Here is a 17,829-nt window from a genome sequence, read left to right on the forward strand (position 1 = left end):
GACATATGATGTAGCCATGGATTTCCAGACCATCCGCTACGAGAAAATCGGCCGAGTGGCGCACATAACGATGCGGCGACCCGAAGTGCTGAATGCGATGAATTCGCGGATGCACGAGGAGTTGTGCATGGTCTGGGACGATTTCGAGGCCGACGATGAAACTCGGGTCGCTGTCCTGTCCGGAGCGGGCGACCGAGCATTTTCCGTCGGACAGGATTTGAAGGAGTCGAGCGCGCATGCGCCAACCACGTTCGGCAGCTACGGGAAGCCCGGATGGCCACGGCTCACCGAACGCTTCGAGCTGTCCAAACCGATCATCGCCAAGGTACGCGGATACGCGCTCGGCGGCGGCTTCGAACTCGCGCTCGCCTGCGATGTCATCGTCGCCGCCACCGACGCTGTTTTCGGGCTGCCGGAGGCGACGCTCGGCCTGGTACCGGGCGCGGGCGGCGTGTTCCGGCTGTCCAGGCAGCTGCCGTGGCACACCGCGATGGGGTTGCTGATCAGCGGCCGGAGGCTCGCCGCCGCACGCGCTTTCGAGCTGGGGCTCGTCAATGACGTAGTGGCGCCGGAGGAACTGGACGATTGCGTCGCCGGCTGGGCCGGAGATATCGCGCGGTGCTCGCCGTTGTCGGTTCGCGCCGTCAAGGAGGCCGCGGTCAAGGCCGAGGGCAGACCATTGGCGGAGGCGTTCACCACTCGCTATCGCTGGGAAGAACGCCGCGCGGCCAGCCAGGATCCGATCGAAGGCCGACTCTCCTTCCAGGAGAAGCGCCAACCGCGGTGGGGGAAATCGCCGCAGGACGACGACACCCCTGACCACCCGGCATGACCAGTCAGGCCGCCGCTGGTCACCGAACCACCTGCGCAGATGCCAGCGATCAGTGCACGAGAACAAGACTCCGCCAAGAGAATCCGAGCAGGTAACGTAGCCCATCGCCGGAACGGACCGACTCAGGCGGGTACGGATTCGACGATCCACAAGGGACCGTCGGCGCATTCCACCCGCTCCCCCGCACCCGCGTCGAGTCGGGTGCGCAACACCCTGATCCGCCGATGGCCGATCTGCGCGACCGGCCCGGTGCCCATCGAGCGAAGCGCCCGCACCTGGTTGTGTACCTCGAGGGTAGTATTCGACCAATCCACCCGGTAGAACGCGGGCTCGAAGGCCGGCTCGCGCGATGCCTCCCGCGCGTCCTGTGGGTGGCCGGGAACTCCGGCCACGACCTTGCCGAGCGCGTCGGGCAGCAGGTCGTTGAGCACCGGATCCATTCGGTCCCACAATCGTTCCGGCGTCGGATCTTCATCCAGCGGTATGCCACCCCGGCTGCACAGGATCTCGCCGGTATCGAACTCTTCGTCCATCCGGTGGACTGTCAGGCCGAAGGTGGTGGCTCCATTTCTGATGGCCCATGCGATCGGCATGGGCCCCCTATGTTTCGGGAGCAGCGACGGATGGATGTTGAGCACGCCGAACTCGGGAATGTCGAGCACATCGGCCGGAAACTTCCAGGGGAAACCACATGCCACGACGATGTCGGGTCGATATCCGGGCAATGCGTCAGCCAATCCAGCGGCACTGCCCGGCAGCACCAGGTCCATCCCTCCCGGCAACACTTCCAGCAAGTCTCCGGCCGCCGCGGACGATGCGGGCAGAACCGGCGAGCCCGACTTCACCGAGCGAGCGCTGAAACAGGACACCACCGAATAGCCGGATTTCTCGCATATTGTATTGACGGTTGCGAAGTGCGCAGCGCCGCCGGCTACTATCACCACCCGAAGCGCGTCGTTCATAGTCGCAGTATCGCAGGCAAGACCGGCTCGATATCCCCACCGTTGGGCATTGTTCGTCCTAGATCCGCCATGGCAGCGCCGCTGCTCGGCACACATCCCCCCATCCCGCCGCATACACCAGAATATGCTGCCGCACAACATCATTCGGCCGCTCATGCTGCCGCACCGATCGCCGAAGCCAGTCGGCACGTCGAAACCGCCCGAATATCAAGAGCATCCGGGGAAACACAGCGTTCCCAACCATGGGCAGACCACGCCGCCGTTCATTGCCGGTTCGGGCTACGCTCCCCGAGCGACGATCCGCTGGGTCCGATCGTGCCCGAGCCGGGCTCCCCAGGGAATGGATGTGATTCACAATGGATCTCGTATGCCGTGCAGATCAATTGCCGGAGCGGCGACCTTCGCGTCGACGCGCCCGCACCGATGCGCCGCGCCAGGCCGGGGTGTCGACGGGCGGAGCATGAGTTGGTGAATCCGACCTCGCGAATTCTTGGTGTCGGAACGGCAGTCCCCTCCACGTCCTACTCACAAGAAGAATTACTCGACAGCTTCGGCATCACCGACCCACGTGTGCGCTCGCTGTTTCTCAACGGTGCCATCGAACGACGGAATTTGACCCTGCCGCCGCACACCGCCGACCGACTCACCGAAGAGACCCAGCGCCAACTATTGGAAAAGCACCGGACCGCCGGTACCGAACTGGGGCGTGACGCTCTCCTGGTCTGCCTGCGCAAGATCGGCGCGACACCGGCGGACATCCGGCACCTGTGTTGTGTGACCAGCACCGGCTTTCTCACCCCCGGCTTGGCGGCCTGGCTCGTCCACGACCTGCCCCTCGATCGGCATTGCTACCGGCTGGACGTGGTCGGCATGGGTTGCAACGCCGGTCTCAACGCACTCGCTGCGGTGAACGCCTGGTCCCGAGCACATCCCGGCGAGCTCGCCGTGCTGGTCTGCGTGGAGGTGTCCTCCGCCGCCTACCTGCATGACGGGACGCTGCGGTCCGCCGTGGTCAACAGCCTCTTCGGCGACGGTGCCGCCGCTGCGGCCGTCATGACCCGCCCGGACCAGGAGAACGCGTCCGCGCCTTCGATTCTCGGGTTCTCCAGCATGATGATTCCCGAGGCGATCCACGCGATGCGTTACGACTGGGACGACAGTCACGGAAAGTTCAGCTTCTATCTGGATCCGATGATCCCCTACGTGATCGGGGCGCACGCGGAGCCGAGTGTCACTCGGCTGCTCGACGAATTCGATCTCCGGCGCCACGACATCGCGCACTGGATTGTGCATTCCGGTGGCAAGAAAGTGATCGATTCGATTCGGGTGAACTTGGGACTGACCCGCCACGACTTACGGCACACGACGGGCGTCCTGCGCAATCACGGCAACCTTTCCAGCGGCTCGTTCTTGTTTTCGCTCGACAGGTTGCGCGAGGAAAACACGGTGACCACCGGAGAATTCGGGGTGATGATGACGATGGGTCCTGGGACCTCGATCGAGATGGCGTTGATCCAGTGGTAACGACAACGATCGAGGATATCGGGTGGACGTGATCCAACCTGTGTTGCAGACAGGCGACGCAACCGCCTCCGGCGCAACGACATTGACAATCCGGCTGGATCAGGCGACATCATTGAGCGATCTCACCGAACAGCTGATCGCCGTCACGGCCCGGCTGGCCGCCGAAACACAGCTGACCAGTGTGCTTTTCGTCCTCGACGAGCCTGTGCAGCCCGAACGAACCGGCCTCTCCGCGGCCGATATCGAGGAAGTACGGCGGTGGGAGCGGGCGGTCCGCCGGCTCGAACAATCACCTGCGCTGAGCGTGGTGGTCGTGCAAGCTACGTGCCACGGACCCGGCGCGGATATTCTGCTCGCCGCCGACTACCGAATCGCCGCCCCGAAGGCGCGACTGATGTTCGCCGGCGACGACGGACACCTGTGGCCAGGCATGGTGTTCTACCGATTGGTACGGCAAGTGGGGCAGGCTGGCGTCCGGCGACTGATGGTTCGCGGCGCGACACTCACCGCGAACGACGCGCTCGAACTCGGTGTGCTCGACGAACTGGCCGCCGATGCAGAGGCCGTCGCCGAGCGGGTAATCCTCGGTGCGAGTTGGCTTTCCAGGCCCGAACTGGCCGTCCGCAGACAGTTGCTGCACGAAGCCGTCACCGCCGAGTTCGATGATGCGCTCGGCGTTCATCTGGCCGCGTGCGACCGTGAATTGCGGCGGCGCGATGGTTGAACCACCGTCGGCTCCGGAGTTTGCCGGTGATCTCGACCTCGATGCCCCACGCCTGGAAGAGGTCGTCACGCGCTGCGAAGCGGTCATCGCCGGCCTTCCGCCGAGAACGCTGCGTGATGCCGAGTCGCAGCGCACGGTGGATCAGGCGTTCGCCGCCGCCAGGAGTGCGCGTCGAGACTTTCTAGCCAGAAACGTCGATCGGGTATACGACACGTTGACTGCGCAGCGGACGTGCCATCGGCGCCTGCCTGAGCTGATCAGCGCTGCGGCAGAACGCTTTCCAGGTCTGGTGCCGACCGCGGCGAGCATCGCCGAAGAACGCGGCCGCATTCAGGCCGAACGCGACGGTCGCGAGATCGACCAGGCGATCTTCTGTTCGGCGGTACTGCACTCGCGGCGATCGGGGGCCCACCTCATCGACGCGATGCGCAGGCCGACCACGGGGGCGATCGAGCTGCTCGACACCTTTCGGCACGACCGCAAGGTCGAATTGCCCTCGGTGGTCGTCGAGCGGGTCGGGTACGCCGCCCACCTCACTTTTCGCGGCGGTCATCCGCTCAACGCGGAGAACGATCAGCTCGTCGCCGACACCGAGACGGCAGTGGACCTCGCGCTGCTCGACGACGACGTACGGGTCGGCGTCTTACGGGGCGGTACGAGCAGCTCGCCGCGGTATCGGGGCAAGCGGGTGTTCAGCGCGGGGATGAACCTCACCGATCTGCGCAACGGCGGAATCTCGTTCGTGGACTTCCTGCTCGGTCGTGAGCTCGGCTTCATCAACAAGATCATGCGCGGGCTGCACGCCGGCGACGATCCCTCGGGTTCGATCGATACCGGCCCGCTGGAGAAGCCGTGGATCGCTGCCGTCGACGCCTTCGCCATCGGCGGCGGCATGCAATTGCTGCTGGCCATGGACCGCGTCATCGCCGAGGAGAACGCGTTCTTCGGTCTCCCGGCCGCGGAAGAGGGCATAGTCCCCGGACTCGCCAACCTCCGGCTGTCGCGAGCGGTCGGCAGTCGACTCGCCCGCCGAATCATCCTGGGCGGCTTACGGATAGCGGCAACCGACCGGGACGCCGAATTGATCTGCGACGAGGTCGTCCCCGCAGCGGAGATGGACGCCGCGATCGCGGCCGCGATCGCGGATCTGGCCGAGCCCGCTGTGGTGGCCAATCGCCGGATGCTGACGCTGGCGGAAGAACCGGTCGACGTGTACCGGCACTATCTGGCAGAGTTCGCGACAGTGCAGGCGGAACGGACGTACAGCCCCGACGTGCTGGCCAACATCGAGCGCCGCTGGCAGGAATCGCGTCGCCGCAAACTCGCGGGAGGCAACCGTGCGGCTGAGACGTAGCGCGCTACACGGGTCGCTCGACGATCCCGTGCTCGGCTCGGTGAGTTTCCTCAACGAGATAATGTCCCGGTATCCCGAGGCGATCTCCTTCGCGCCCGGCGCCCCACACCCCGAGTTCTTCGGCGACCTCGAACCACAGCGTCATATCGAGCGTTTCCTCGCATACCTGCACGACCAAGGCTACGGCCAGGAGCGAGCCAGGCTACTGATGTTCGAGTACGGTCCGAGCCGCGGCATCATCAACGACATCGTGGCCGAGACCCTGCGGCGCGACGAAGGCATCGTCGCAGATCCGTCCGCGATCGTGATCACCGTCGGCGCACAGGAGGCGCTGTTTCTGGTGCTGCGGGCATTGTCCACCGCGCAGGGCAGGGCGGCGGTAGCGGTCGCCAACCCCTGCTATCCGGGCATCGTCGGCGCCGCACGCCTGCTCGATCTGCCTGTCGTTCCGATTCCCGAATCATCGAACGGCATAGACATCGATCAGCTCGCCGAAACCTGCTCCGCTGCCGCACATTCCGGGCAACCCATCCGGATCTGCTACGTGGCGCCCGATTTCGCCAACCCCGGCGGCAGCCGGATGCCCATTGCGGCGAGACACCGGCTGCTCGAGCTCGCCGAGCACGCCGACTTCGTTGTCCTCGAGGACAATCCGTACGGCTTCACCGCACTCGGGCACCAGGTGCTGCCGTCGCTCGCGGCATTGGACACGGCGGGACGCGTGGTGCACGTCGGGACGTTCGCCAAGACCTGCTTTCCCGGTGCTCGGGTCGGATATGTGGTCGCAGGACAGCAGGTGGACAGCGGTGGATCGCTCGCCGATGAGATCGCCGCATTGAAAACCATGGTCACCGTCAATACGGCACCGCTCGCGCAGGCGGTCGTCGGTGGCATGCTGCTCGCGGACGGTGACACGCAGGCCGAGCGGAACCGACGCAAAGCCGCACGGTACCAACGCAACCTCGAATGTCTGCTGTCCGCGTTGGACGCAGGCGCGCGCGACTGGCCTGCGATCGAGTGGAATCGGCCGGACGGCGGGTTCTTCGTCGTCATGCGCCTTCCGGTACGGGTGGATCTCGCGCTCCTGGAGAGATCCGCGTCCGGTTACGGCGTGCTGTGGACCCCGATGGACCAGTTCTATCTCGACGGACGCGGCAGTCACCGGCTGCGTCTGTCGTGCAGCTACCTCGACGAAGCACAGATCAGGAGCGGGGTTGCGCGGCTGAACGCGTTCATCGAGAACGAGGTGCTCGCACGCGCACCGCTGCCCCCGCCCGGTGCGGGTCGCCGCGCATGACCGGGAGGAAAGTCGCATGAACGAAACCGGTGCCGCGCCGACGAAGCATCCCGCTGAAGCGGACAGCGTGCCGCAAGCACTCGACATTCGACGCGAATGGCCGGGTGTGGCACTGCTGCTGGCGGCGACAACCCTTGCCTACCTGTGTAACCTGAGCGCGAACGGCTGGGCTGACGAGTTCTATTCCGCTGCTGCACAGGCTGGTTCGCAATCGTGGAAGGCCTTCTTCTTCGGGTCCTCCGACTCCGCGAACTCGATCACCGCCGCCAAGATACCTGGGTCGCTATGGCCGATGGAACTATCGGTGCGGGCGTTCGGGTTGAACAGCTGGAGCATTCAGGTGCCACAGGTACTGTTCGGCACCGCGGCGGTGGCGCTGCTGTGGGCGACGGTACGCAGGACGTTCGGCCCCGGTGCCGGATTGGTCGCCGGCTACGCGCTCGCGGTGACGCCGGTGGCCGCACTGATGTTCCGGTTCAACAATCCGGATGCCCTGCTGGTGTTCTTGGAAGTCGCCGCGGCGTGGGCGCTGACGAGGGCACTCGGCGACGGACGCACCCGCTGGCTCGTCCTCACCGGCATGCTTGTTGGGTTCGGTTTTCTCACAAAGCAATTGCAAGTCCTGCTGGTGTTGCCCGCCCTGGCGCTGACCTATCTCATCGCGGGTCCACCGCGGCTCGGCAAGCGCATCGCTCAGCTACTCGTGACCGGCGTCAGTATGGTCGCGGCCGCCGCCTGGTGGCTGCTGACGGTGGAACTTTGGCCGGCCAGGTCGCGGCCGTGGATCGGTGCCTCCCAGAACAATTCCGTCGTCGAACTCACTCTCGGCTTCAATGGGTTCGACCGGCTGACGGGCAACGACCGTCGCGGCGTCGGCACGCCGGGCGTCGAAGCGGTCCGCCGCGCGACCGGGCCGAGCGGCACGGGCATCACCCGGCTCTTCGAACCAGCGCAGGGTGGCCAGGCCGCGTGGCTCATCCCGGCGGCGCTGATCGCCTTGACAGCGGGAATCCTGTTGTACGGCAGGTCCTCTCGCACCGATAGCCGACGAGCGGCGCTGCTCCTCTGGGGTGGCTGGCTGGCGGTCTCCGGCCTCGTGTTCAGTTTCATGGCGGGGATCTTCCATCCCTACTACACGGTGGCCCTCGCACCTGCGATCGCCGCGCTGGTCGGTATCGGAGCCGCCCTGGCCTGGCGCTACCGTGACCGGTTGCCGGTACGCGTCGCCGTGGCGCTCGCGCTCGGCTCGACCACGGCGACCGCGTGGATGCTGTTGAGTCGCAGTGCGAGTTTCCTGCCGTGGCTACGGTGGGCGGTGGTGGCGGTCGGATCGCTCACCCTCGTCGCCGTGCTCGTGCGGCACAAGCCCGGCATCGTTGTCGCGGCGGCCGCCGCGCTGACCGCCTTCGCGGGACCGGTCGCGTACACCGTGCACACCATCGCGCACCCGCACTACGGGACCAACCCCATCGCAGGCCCGGTCGTCGCCGCACCGACCGGTGGCGGCGTGACTCCGGGGTCGATCGCGTTCTTCCTCGAACCCTCTACCCCGAGTGCCGAAGTGGTTCGCGTGCTGCGACGCGACGGCTCCGGTTACCGCTGGGCGGGTGCGGCGATCGGATCGATGAACGCGGCCGGATACCAGCTGGCCGCCCAGCTGCCTGTCATGCCGATCGGCGGCTTCAATGGCCGCGATCCTGCACCGACGCTGGAGCAGTTCAAAGCGCTTGCCGCGCAGGGTGATATCCGATACTTCATCATCACGCCGAACGGGCGCGAGCGCGAGACCGGAGCGAACGCCCATATCACCAAGTGGGTCACGGACAGCTTCGCTCCCACGACAGTGGATGGCGTTGCCCTCTACGACCTTTCGCGGCCGTCCCACTGACGACCGTCGAGCACGGCGGCCAGGCGCTCGACACCTTCTCGAATCTCCGCGGGAGGGTGGGCGCTGAACGACATCCGCAGTGTCGACGAATCAGCGGCACCGGCGTAGAACGGCGCTCCCGGCACATAGGCGACCCGCTCGGCCAAGGCAGCTGGGAGTAGAGCGGTGGTGTCGAATCCGTCGGGTAACCGCACCCATACGAACATTCCGCCGTTCGGGCGGCTCCAACTGCTGCCGCGCGGAAGTGTTCGGGCGAGTGCGTCCAGCAACGCATCGCAGCGTTCGCCGTAGAGGAGCCGGGCGCGGGCGATCCGACCATCCAGGTCGCTCGCGGCGAGATAGGCCGCCGCGGCGGCCTGGTCGATCGTCGAGCTGTGCAGGTCGATCGCCTGCTTGACGACGGCGCACGCCGCGCGCACCGTCGCGGACGCGCGCAGCCAGCCCAGACGCATCCCGGGAGCGAGGAGCTTGGACAGGCTGCCGAGCAGAATGGTCCGCTGGGCGGACTCCTCGTAGGAAGCGATCAGCGGCAGCCGTTCACCGCGAAACCGTAACTCTCCGTAAGGATCATCCTCGACGATCCACATGTCGTTCGCGGCGGCGATCCGCGAAACGGCGGCGCGGCGGTCCGCGGGCAAGGTATGACCGGTGGGGTTCTGGAAGGTCGGCACCAGATAGACCATGCGGGGCCGATGTTCGGCGACGAGCTCACGCAGGGCCTCGACCACGATGCCGTCATCGTCGGTGGGTACCGGGACAACCTGTGCGTGCACCGAGCGGAACACCTGTAGCGCCGCCAGATAGGTGGGGTTCTCGACGAGAACGACGTCGGCGGGCTGCAGCAATGCGGCCGCCAGCACGTAGAGGGCTTGCTGGGCCCCGGTGGTCACCAGCAGATCGTCCGCGACCGTGGGCAATTCGGCGCGGGCGAGCAACCGCGCGATGGCATCGCGCAGCGCCGGATCACCATCGGTCGCCGAGTATTGCAGGACGCGCGAACCGGATTCACGCAAGACGTGTTCGTAGGCAGATCTGATGCCGTCGATGTCGAACAGTTCGGGCGCCGGGAGCCCACCGGCGAACGAGATCACTTCCGGACGCGATGTCAGCGCGAGCGAGTCGCGCACAATGGAACTGGAGCCTAGCGCCACCTGGCCGGGTCCTGCGGTGGAAACGGTTCGACTATCCATACGCTGCCTTCGGTTCACGCGGTGGTGGCGGGTTCGCCCGCCCGATCGGCTTCGCCGCCGAGCCGGGCGCCCAGCCGATCGGTGACCTCGGCCATGAACCCCTCGGTGGTGCCGGACCCGCCGAGGTCCGGCGTCGCGAGTTCGGTGCCGGCCACCTCGCGAACAGAATCACGCAGGAGGACAGCCTGTTTGCCGTACCCCATGTGGTCCAGGGCCATAGCGAGCGACATCGCCGCCGCGGCCGGGTTGGCGATCCCCTTGCCTGCAATGTCCGGCGCACTGCCGTGTACTGGTTCGAACAGCCCGCAGCCGGTCTCGGGGCAGATGCTCGCGCTCGATGCGAGACCCAATCCACCCATCAGAGCGGCGCCGATGTCACTGATAATGTCGCCGAACAGATTCGGCGCCAGCACGCCCTCGTACGACGACGGATCGCGCACCAGGTGGTAGCAGAACGAGTCGACGTATTCCTGCCCAGCCGAGAGCTGCGGGAACCCCGCCGCTTCGGCCTCGAAGACCTCTTGCCAGAGGCGTCCGGTGTTCGGCACGGCGTTGGATTTGTGCACCAGGGTCACCTTCGTACGTCCGGTATCGGCGAGTCGCCGCAGCCCGAACCGTACGAACTTCTCCACTGTCTCTCGCGTGTACACGCATTCGTCGATGGCGACGCTGACCGAGCCGCGGCGCGCGATCGTTCCGCCGACCCCGACGTAGAGCCCCTGCGTGTTCTCGCGGAAAAGATCGATCCGGCCGGTCGGCAAGTCGAGCGGGCGGTAGTTCACGTAGAGATCAAGACCGCGGCGTAGTCCGAGCAGAATGCTGCGGCCGTGCGCCATGTCGGGAATCCGGGGGTCGCCCAGCGCGCCGAGCACTATCGCTTGATACTCCGTTGCGAGCGAGTCCAGCGCGCCGTCCGGTAAGCCGGTGCCCGTAGCCAGCCATTCGTCGGCGCCCCAACCGAATACGTCGTGCTCGACCCCTAGATCGCACGCCTCGTTGAGCAAGGCCAGCACCGGCAACACCGCGAGGACAACCTCGCGACCGATCCCATCGCCCGGAATCACCGCGAGCCTCATCGGTTTCCGCTCGCTTCGGCGAGCATGGCCTCGACGGAACTGAGCCGTCCCGCTATAGCGGTGGCGGCCACCACATAGGGCGACGCGAGGTACACCTGCCCCGGTCCGGAGCGTCCGGGAAAGTTTCGGTTCTGGGCACTCACGGTGACCTCGGCCGCGCTTTCCGACACCCCGGGGCCCGCGTTGATGCAGGCGCCGCACGATGGAGGCAGCACGGTCACCCCGACAGCGGCGAACAGCTCGAGATAGCCGCGAGCCGTCGCGTAGCGCAGGACGTCTTCGCTGCCGACCTGGATGAACGCCTGGACTCCGGTCGGCACGGATGCGCCGTGCTCACGCGCTCGGGCGAAAACACTGGCGTACATGTCCATGTCGTGCGCCTTGCCACCGGTGCACGAGCCGCCGTAGACCTTGTCCACGGCCACCGCATCGTGAATCGAGGACAGTGGCACCGAGTTACGCGGATCACCGGGCAGCGCCACCATCGGCTCTACCGCGTCGAGCGCGAGCTCAACGACCGCAGCGTAACTCGCGCCCACATCGGAGACGACGAGCTCGCTTCGGTCGATCCCGCGGCGCTGCGGCCGCCCGGCCAGGTACTCATGGGTCCGGACGTCCGGCTCGACCAGTGCAGTCATCGCACCGGCCTCAACAGCCATGTTGCACAGCGTCGCTCGTTCGTCGACGGTCAGCCCCGCGACGCCCTCGCCGCCGAACAGCAGCACCTTGCCCAGCGTCCGGCTGCCGCGGATCTGTGGATGCGCGAGCAGTGTGAGCACGACGTCCTTCGCGCACACCCCCGGCCGCAACTGCTGCCGCAGTTCGATCCTGATCGCCGCAGGGACCTTGACCAGGATCTCGCGGTTGTACCACGCATTGGCCATGTCCGTCGCGCCGACGCCGAAGGCGAACGCGCCGATCGCACCAGCCGTGCAGGTATGGCTGTCCGTACCGATGATCACGTCACCGGGCTCGGCGACATGTTCGACGATGTAGTTGTGGCAGATAGCCCGGCTGCCACCGGACTGACCCGGCCCGATGAAATTGCCCTGGCTGCTCGTGGCGAACTCTTTCTGGCGCTTGCGCAGAGTGTTGACGCGCCCAATCAGATCCGTGCCGTCGACGCGCTTGCTCAGCACCGATTCGGCGAGGGAGAGGTGATCTTGAAAGTAGTAACAGGTTTCGGGCTGCACCGGGCTCGCCGCCGCGCCGAATTCCAGGGAGAACATCTCCGCTGCCATCGGCGTCACGTACTCGTGCGAGAAACGGATGTCGGCCTGCACGAAGTACGACTCACCAACGGCGACAACGCTGTTCGGCGGCGGGCCGTTGCGCGGCGAGAGTCTGCTCTGCAACACCTTCTCGACGGCGTTGAGGGGCCGGGGCGGAGCGAACCGCGATACTGCCGGGGTACCACTTGCTGTGGTGCTCGCGCGATTGAAGCCGAACAGCCCGCCCAGATCGATGATGGCGCGTTCGATGTCGTTCGCGCCTGCGGTGAACAGCTCGAGCGGCAGCTCTTCGCATGCGACGAGTGCATCGAGCAGTGCGAAATCGGTACAGGTGACGATGCCGATGTTGCGACAGTTCTGCTCGTAGATGCGCTCGAACGAGCGAGCGAACACCAGCTCGACGCCCGCGTACTTCTCCGCGAGTGCGGCGTGCTCGCGGGACGAGCCACACCCCTTGGCCGCGCCGCTGACAATGACCTGCGGTCCGAACGCGCTGACCGCACCCCGGGTGACCTTGCGGCCACGCAGGCCGAGATAGGCAAAGTCGCGGAGTTGCTCGTCATACCAGTAGCAGCACCAGCCGGGAATTATCTCGTCGGTGGAGATGTTGTCGCACAACGGCTTTCGCACAAGCTCCGGCACGCTCGGCGCGCTGTCGCCGGCCAGCTGCGCCGCCACCAGCTCGGTGTCCTCGGTGAGGACCAGGACTTCGCCGTGTAGCCGGAACGATTTCGTGCCCGGCTCAGTCTGTCGCCGCAATGATCTGCCTTATCAAGTCGTCGGTCAGCGGGGTATTGCTCCCCTTGGCATGCCGGAGGATCTTGCCGACCAGAACCGGGTCATCGCCGACACCGTTAGTGGCCAACCAGTAGCGCACGTTGCTTGCCCCAGAGCTGGCGTCGATGATCACTTCTTGCGTCCGCCCGAAAAGGCTTGCCGGGACACTGGAGTACACCGCGTCCTTGGCCAGCACATCACCTTTGGTGTGGGCCTTGAGGATCGCGGCCGCGTGCACGCCCGCGCTGGTCGTGAAAACATCGCTGCCCATCGCTGGATAGTTGTGCGGTATCGCGGTGCCGAGCACCTCGGACGCGAACTCGCAGTACTTCCGCAACGCGATGAGATCGTAGGCGGCACCCTCGTCGAGGTGGCTGTTCACGATCAACTGGTCGAGCGAGGCATTGCCGGTTCGCTCACCGATCCCCAGGATGGTGCCGTGTACCAGGACGCAGCCCGCCGACAGCGCGGTGAGCGAATTGGCCAGCGCGAGCCCACGGTCGTTGTGTCCGTGCCATTCGAAGTCCACCGGATGCCCACGGTCGGCAAAGTAGCGGATGGACCACCTCACGAGTGTCTCGGTGCCGCTCGGCAGCGCGGCGCCGACGGTATCGCACAGACACATCCGGCGAACGCCGACATCGATCGCGACGTCATAGATCTGCCGGAGCAACTGCGGCGGGCATCGGACAGTATCTTCCAGGACGAGTACGAAATTCACCCCTTCCTGGGAACACATCCGCGCCGAATCCTGAATATTGCGCCGGATCGAACCGAAATCCCAATCCTCGACATACTGCCGAATAGGGCTGATGCCGATGAATATGTAGGCATCGACCGATACGCCTGCGGCCTGTGCTACCTCGCAGATGGCGCCGACATCGGCAACGTGTGTGCGCCCGGCATAGCCCTGGGCCAGCTTGTAACCATTGGCGTCGATATGCCTCGCGATCTCGATGCATTCTTTCAGCGCCCCGCCGCCGGCACCGGGAAAGCCGAGGTCGGCGGCGCCGACACCCGCCGCGACGGCATGGTCCACCAGGGCGAGCTTCTGCGCCGAAGTCGGATTCCGCACGTTGGGCGCCTGCAGCCCGTCACGGAGCGTTTCGTCGAAAAAGGGTCCGCGACCCGCTGTGTTCCGCGCTTCGGTCACCTTGGGCGTGTTGTTCCAAGTGAACCACCTGCCGTACCCGACCTCGGCACCATTGGAATCACGGATAACGTGAGACATCGGTCCGCACCCAACCTCCCGGAGCTGATCCTCAGCCAACCTCCCCACCAGGAGGACCAGCCTCGCCGATGATTACGTGAGATGGTCAGCCTAGCCATGCAATTCACGTAACAGCGCGGCGTCATTCCCCCTCGTGAGAAAGGCCAGGCCGCGCATCAGCGCCACCGCCGCAATGCCGACCGCGAGCTGATCAGATCGGCTTGCGAACCAGGACCAGCCGGCAGTCCGGCAGGTTCGGCCGCACCAGCCGGACGATCTCGAACCCCGCTTCGCCGAACACTTTTCGCCAACCCTCCTCGGTGAGCAGCGACTGCTCCATCAAGGCTTGGGTCAGCGAGTACTCCGGCGTCAGCACCTCAGGCACGTTCTGTTCGGTGGTGGGCGGGATCTCCTCGGCGGTCAGCATGTACGCTCCGGCAGGCAACCGGTCGCAGAGCCCGCGCAGATAACTCACCAGCACGTCGTAGCCGTGCTCCAGGACTTCGTGCAGGAAGAAGAAGGTCACGACCAGTTGCACCGACTCCAGTTGCGGAATCGTCGCGGCATCGGACCCGTCGGCCTCGTAGATGGTGATGCGGTCGGCCAGGCCGGCTTCGGCCACCTCGTGGTTCGCCTCGGCGCACGCGGCCGGGCTGATGTCCACCCCGACACCGCGGCCGCCGCTCGCCTGGCATGCCGCGATCAGGAAATGCGCGTTACCGCATCCGATGTCGGCGATCGAATCGAACGAGATCTCGTCGAGTATCGCCATCACTTCCGGCCGCAGATCCCGCTGCCCGACCAGCGCTGTGCCGACCGCGACCCACCGCACATCCCGGTCGATATCCGAACCGAATGTCCGCTTGCCAGTCAACAAGTCACCGTAATGGTGCAACGCATCGCCGTACCCGCCGGACAGCCACATCAGGTAACCGCGGTCGGCGTACAGATCGCGGCCTGCCTCGGTGAGCACATAGAAATCACCGTCATCGCGAATCACGATGTCGCGCTGGGCAAGATAACGCAGTGTGGCCTCGGCGAGATACTGGTTCGCGCCGAGGTCGGCCACCCGAAGTCCCCGCTCGGCCAGCTCGTCGAGAACACCGATGATCCCGAGCGATGCGAAAACCGTGCAGGTGACGTGACCGCGCAGGTAGTCGAACGCGCGCCGTTGGGAAATATGCTGGGTCATGGCCGTTTCCTGATCGTCCGAGTGACGGGTATCCCCCGCGAGGATCATGCAGGCTTTGCGTGCGCTGACCTTCCCGATGACGAGAAGCAAGCGCGCGACATGTGCCGGCCCGTCGTTTCCCAGCACTGAGCATACCGACGTTGTCCGCCGGCTCCGCTCAAGCTACCTTCCTGGGTTGTAGCACCAATCACACTGGCGGCCAACATTGTTGGCAACCAGTCCGGTAAATCCACGATCAAATCTGCTGCCCTGGATAGGTTTTCACGCTGGTCTACGTCACGCCTTTGTCGCGACGAAATCGTGCGGGGGTATCGAAATCATGAATCCGCAATCGGAGCCTGCGCTGCCGGGAACCGAGCAAATCCGCGTGGATACCTTCGGCAATCGATCGGACCTCGATGTCGGCGGCCAGGGGCTCCGTTCGCTTCCCGAGTTGTTCGCAGCCCAGGTCGCGCGCACACCGGACAACCGATCGGTGGTGTTCGGGGAGCAGTCATGGAGCTATCGCGAGATCGACGAAATGTCCTCCCGCTTAGCGCATTTCTGATCGCGCGGCGGGTGCGCCCGGGAGATTTGGTCGGCGTACTGTTGCCACGATCGTGGCACTGGATCGTGGCGGTACTCGGGGTTCTCAAGTCCGGCGCCGCCTATGTGCCAGTTGACCCGGACTACCCCGATCACCGAATCGCGTTCGTGCTGCACGACACCGCTGTCGCCGCCGTTGTGACTACGACGGCACTCGTGCGCCGCATCGAATCGCTGGTGCGACCAGTCGGCCGGGGGTCCGTTCCCCTCGTGAACGTGTCCGATCCGGCGATCGACCGCCAACCGAGCACCGCCCTTCCCTTCCCCGCACCACGCCAACTGGCTTATCTGATCTACACGTCCGGGACGACCGGGCAGCCCAAGGGAGTCGCCGTCCCACACGTCGGCGTGTGCGCGGTCATCACCGCGCACGCGCGGCGACTGCACATCGACGAAGACAGCAGGGTTCTGCAATTCTCTCGATCCGTCTTCGACGCCTCGGTACTCGACATGTGGTCGGCGTTGCTGACCGGCGCCGGTGCGGTGGTGCCCACCGAAGAGCAGGCGCATCCAGGTCCCGAACTGGCGCGCCTGATCGCGCGCCAGCACGTCACGCACGCGCATCTCACCCCGTCCACCATCGCGGTGCTGAGCGCGCCACAGCTGCCGAACGTCACGCTCGTCGTCGGCGGCGAGCCGTGCAACGCCGGCCTGGTCGACCGATTCGCGAGCGACCGCGTCATGGTCAACGTGTACGGTCCCACCGAGGCAACGGTGTACGTGTCGATCAGCAAACCACTGACGGTGGGATCGGGCACACCCTCGATCGGGTCGCCGGTGCCCGGAGTCACACTGGCGGTGCTCGATGCCACTTTACGCCGAGTGCCGGTCGGGGCGGTCGGCGAACTGTATGTCGGGGGTCACGGTGTAGCCCAGGGATATTGGAAGAGGCCCGATCTGACCGCGGCACGGTTCGTCGCGAATCCGATCGGCGACCCCGGCAACCGGCTGTACCGCACCGGAGACTCCGTACGCTGGAACCGTTCCGGCGAATTGGAGTACGTCGGCCGGGTCGACGACCAGCTGAAGATCCGCGGGTTCCGCATCGAACCAGGAGAGGTCGAAAAGGAACTCCTCGGGTATCCGGGAGTGGTCCGCGCGGTCGTGCTGGCCCGCGAGGATCACCCTGGCGACAGACGGCTGACCGGCTACGTCGAGACAGCTGCGAACGCCGCGGCAGGTGCCGTCGATCCGGCAGCGCTGCGTCGCCACGTCGCGGAACGACTGCTGGAGTTCATGGTGCCGTCCGCGCTCATCGTCGTCGATCACCTCCCGGTGACCGTCAACGGAAAGATCGACCGGCAAGCCCTGCCGGTGCCGAAATACCAGGGCGGTACTCGGTATCGCGCGCCGGCAACCGCCGAGGAAGCGGCGCTGGTACAACTGTTCGCAGAAGTGCTCGACCACGAGCAGGTCGGTGTCGACGACGACTTCTTCGAACTCGGCGGCCACTCGCTGATGGCGACACGGTTGGCGAACCGGATCCGAGCAGTGCTCGACAGAGAAGTACCGATCTCCGCGATCTTCGGGGATCGAGGGCATCAGCCCACGCACCTTCAAAACCACGACAGTCGTGGACCCGGTCGCGGAGTTCCCGCCGGATCTCATCGGTCGCCGCTTCGACGGTCGAGGAGGCTGCCTGGTTCTGCCAGCGCTGGAACATCCGATACGACGCAGCCTTGGTCAAGAACACCACCCGGGGTGCTCGTCGCCGATGTCGTGCGCCGCTGCTGGTTCCAAGGCCAGCCGTGGCTACGCGCCCACGCCGTCACCGTTCGTATCCTCTGGACCGATGTCACCACCCTGGTGATCGAGGCATGGGACGTACCCGCGACCGAACCGGGCCAGGTCGCCATTCGCGTGCGGTATCGGCTCTACCGGATGACGCGACTACGGCTTCGCCATGGCTGACCCCGGTCACCCGCCACGTGCCCTTCACGGCCGGATCTTCATTCCTCGCCCGGACCAGAAGTAGGACCGCCCCAC

At 65.7% G+C, this 17,829-nt stretch carries 14 protein-coding genes; 8 read left to right on the top strand and 6 right to left on the bottom strand.

Annotated features, from left to right (window positions below; translation table 11 throughout):
• The first annotated feature begins 16 nt into the window (after positions 1-16).
• Complete coding sequence (gene dpgD / locus ACGFNJ_RS42755; RefSeq protein ID WP_393462156.1) at positions 17-832, top strand: enoyl-CoA-hydratase DpgD; 816 nt, start codon at positions 17-19, stop codon at positions 830-832.
• A 122-nt stretch (positions 833-954) separates the two neighbouring features.
• Here dpgD and ACGFNJ_RS42760 read toward each other — a convergent pair whose 3' ends face one another.
• Entirely contained in the window at positions 955-1,794 is an 840-nt protein-coding gene (locus tag ACGFNJ_RS42760) for a methionyl-tRNA formyltransferase (RefSeq protein ID WP_393462158.1), read from the bottom strand.
• Positions 1,795-2,262: 468 nt separating this feature from the next.
• On the opposite strand from ACGFNJ_RS42760, the gene dpgA reads away from it, so the two are divergent.
• Genes dpgA through ACGFNJ_RS42785 form a run of 5 tightly spaced genes read left to right on the top strand, consistent with a single transcriptional unit; the run spans position 2,263 to position 8,581 of the window.
• Complete coding sequence (gene dpgA / locus ACGFNJ_RS42765) at positions 2,263-3,318, top strand: 3,5-dihydroxyphenylacetyl-CoA synthase DpgA (protein WP_393462160.1); 1,056 nt, start codon at positions 2,263-2,265, stop codon at positions 3,316-3,318.
• A gap of 28 nt (positions 3,319-3,346) precedes the next feature.
• Positions 3,347-4,042 (top strand): enoyl-CoA-hydratase DpgB, encoded by a 696-nt coding sequence (dpgB, locus tag ACGFNJ_RS42770; RefSeq protein WP_393462162.1) that lies wholly within the window; start codon positions 3,347-3,349, stop codon positions 4,040-4,042.
• Complete coding sequence (locus tag ACGFNJ_RS42775; RefSeq protein ID WP_393462164.1) at positions 4,035-5,396, top strand: enoyl-CoA hydratase/isomerase family protein; 1,362 nt, start codon at positions 4,035-4,037, stop codon at positions 5,394-5,396. Before dpgB ends, ACGFNJ_RS42775 begins: the two co-directional genes overlap by 8 nt.
• A complete protein-coding gene (locus ACGFNJ_RS42780; RefSeq protein WP_393462166.1) occupies positions 5,380-6,693 on the top strand; it encodes a PLP-dependent aminotransferase family protein in 1,314 nt (437 codons plus the stop codon). Before ACGFNJ_RS42775 ends, ACGFNJ_RS42780 begins: the two co-directional genes overlap by 17 nt.
• A gap of 16 nt (positions 6,694-6,709) precedes the next feature.
• The gene (locus ACGFNJ_RS42785) at positions 6,710-8,581 is read left to right on the top strand and encodes an ArnT family glycosyltransferase (RefSeq protein WP_393462168.1); all 1,872 of its coding nucleotides are present in this window, start codon (positions 6,710-6,712) and stop codon (positions 8,579-8,581) included.
• Here the strand turns inward: ACGFNJ_RS42785 and ACGFNJ_RS42790 are convergent.
• The 5 genes from ACGFNJ_RS42790 to ACGFNJ_RS42810 form a co-directional block, all read right to left on the bottom strand.
• Positions 8,554-9,708, bottom strand: a complete 1,155-nt coding sequence (locus ACGFNJ_RS42790) for a PLP-dependent aminotransferase family protein (protein ID WP_393462170.1) — start codon at positions 9,706-9,708, stop codon at positions 8,554-8,556. The two genes, ACGFNJ_RS42785 and ACGFNJ_RS42790, sit on opposite strands and share 28 nt — an antisense overlap.
• A gap of 77 nt (positions 9,709-9,785) precedes the next feature.
• Complete coding sequence (locus tag ACGFNJ_RS42795; protein ID WP_393462172.1) at positions 9,786-10,847, bottom strand: isocitrate/isopropylmalate family dehydrogenase; 1,062 nt, start codon at positions 10,845-10,847, stop codon at positions 9,786-9,788.
• The gene (locus tag ACGFNJ_RS42800) at positions 10,844-12,838 is read right to left on the bottom strand and encodes an aconitase family protein (protein ID WP_393462174.1); all 1,995 of its coding nucleotides are present in this window, start codon (positions 12,836-12,838) and stop codon (positions 10,844-10,846) included. The genes ACGFNJ_RS42795 and ACGFNJ_RS42800 overlap by 4 nt, the downstream gene beginning before the upstream one ends.
• Positions 12,822-14,087 carry a LeuA family protein gene (locus ACGFNJ_RS42805; RefSeq protein ID WP_393462176.1) on the bottom strand — a complete coding sequence of 422 codons (1,266 nt, stop codon included), beginning with the start codon at positions 14,085-14,087 and terminating at the stop codon, positions 12,822-12,824. The genes ACGFNJ_RS42800 and ACGFNJ_RS42805 overlap by 17 nt, the downstream gene beginning before the upstream one ends.
• Before the next feature lie 190 nt (positions 14,088-14,277).
• On the bottom strand, positions 14,278-15,258 hold the full coding sequence (locus ACGFNJ_RS42810) for an SAM-dependent methyltransferase (protein ID WP_393462178.1): 981 nt from the start codon (positions 15,256-15,258) through the stop codon (positions 14,278-14,280).
• A gap of 319 nt (positions 15,259-15,577) precedes the next feature.
• Here ACGFNJ_RS42810 and ACGFNJ_RS42815 point away from each other — a divergent pair, with 319 nt between their 5' ends.
• Positions 15,578-15,805 (top strand): hypothetical protein, encoded by a 228-nt coding sequence (locus ACGFNJ_RS42815; RefSeq protein ID WP_393462180.1) that lies wholly within the window; start codon positions 15,578-15,580, stop codon positions 15,803-15,805.
• Positions 15,754-17,754, top strand: a complete 2,001-nt coding sequence (locus ACGFNJ_RS42820; protein ID WP_393462182.1) for an amino acid adenylation domain-containing protein — start codon at positions 15,754-15,756, stop codon at positions 17,752-17,754. Before ACGFNJ_RS42815 ends, ACGFNJ_RS42820 begins: the two co-directional genes overlap by 52 nt.
• Positions 17,755-17,829 lie beyond the last annotated feature (75 nt).

Source organism: Nocardia sp. NPDC049149, from assembly GCF_043197455.1.
Lineage (GTDB): Bacteria > Actinomycetota > Actinomycetes > Mycobacteriales > Mycobacteriaceae > Nocardia.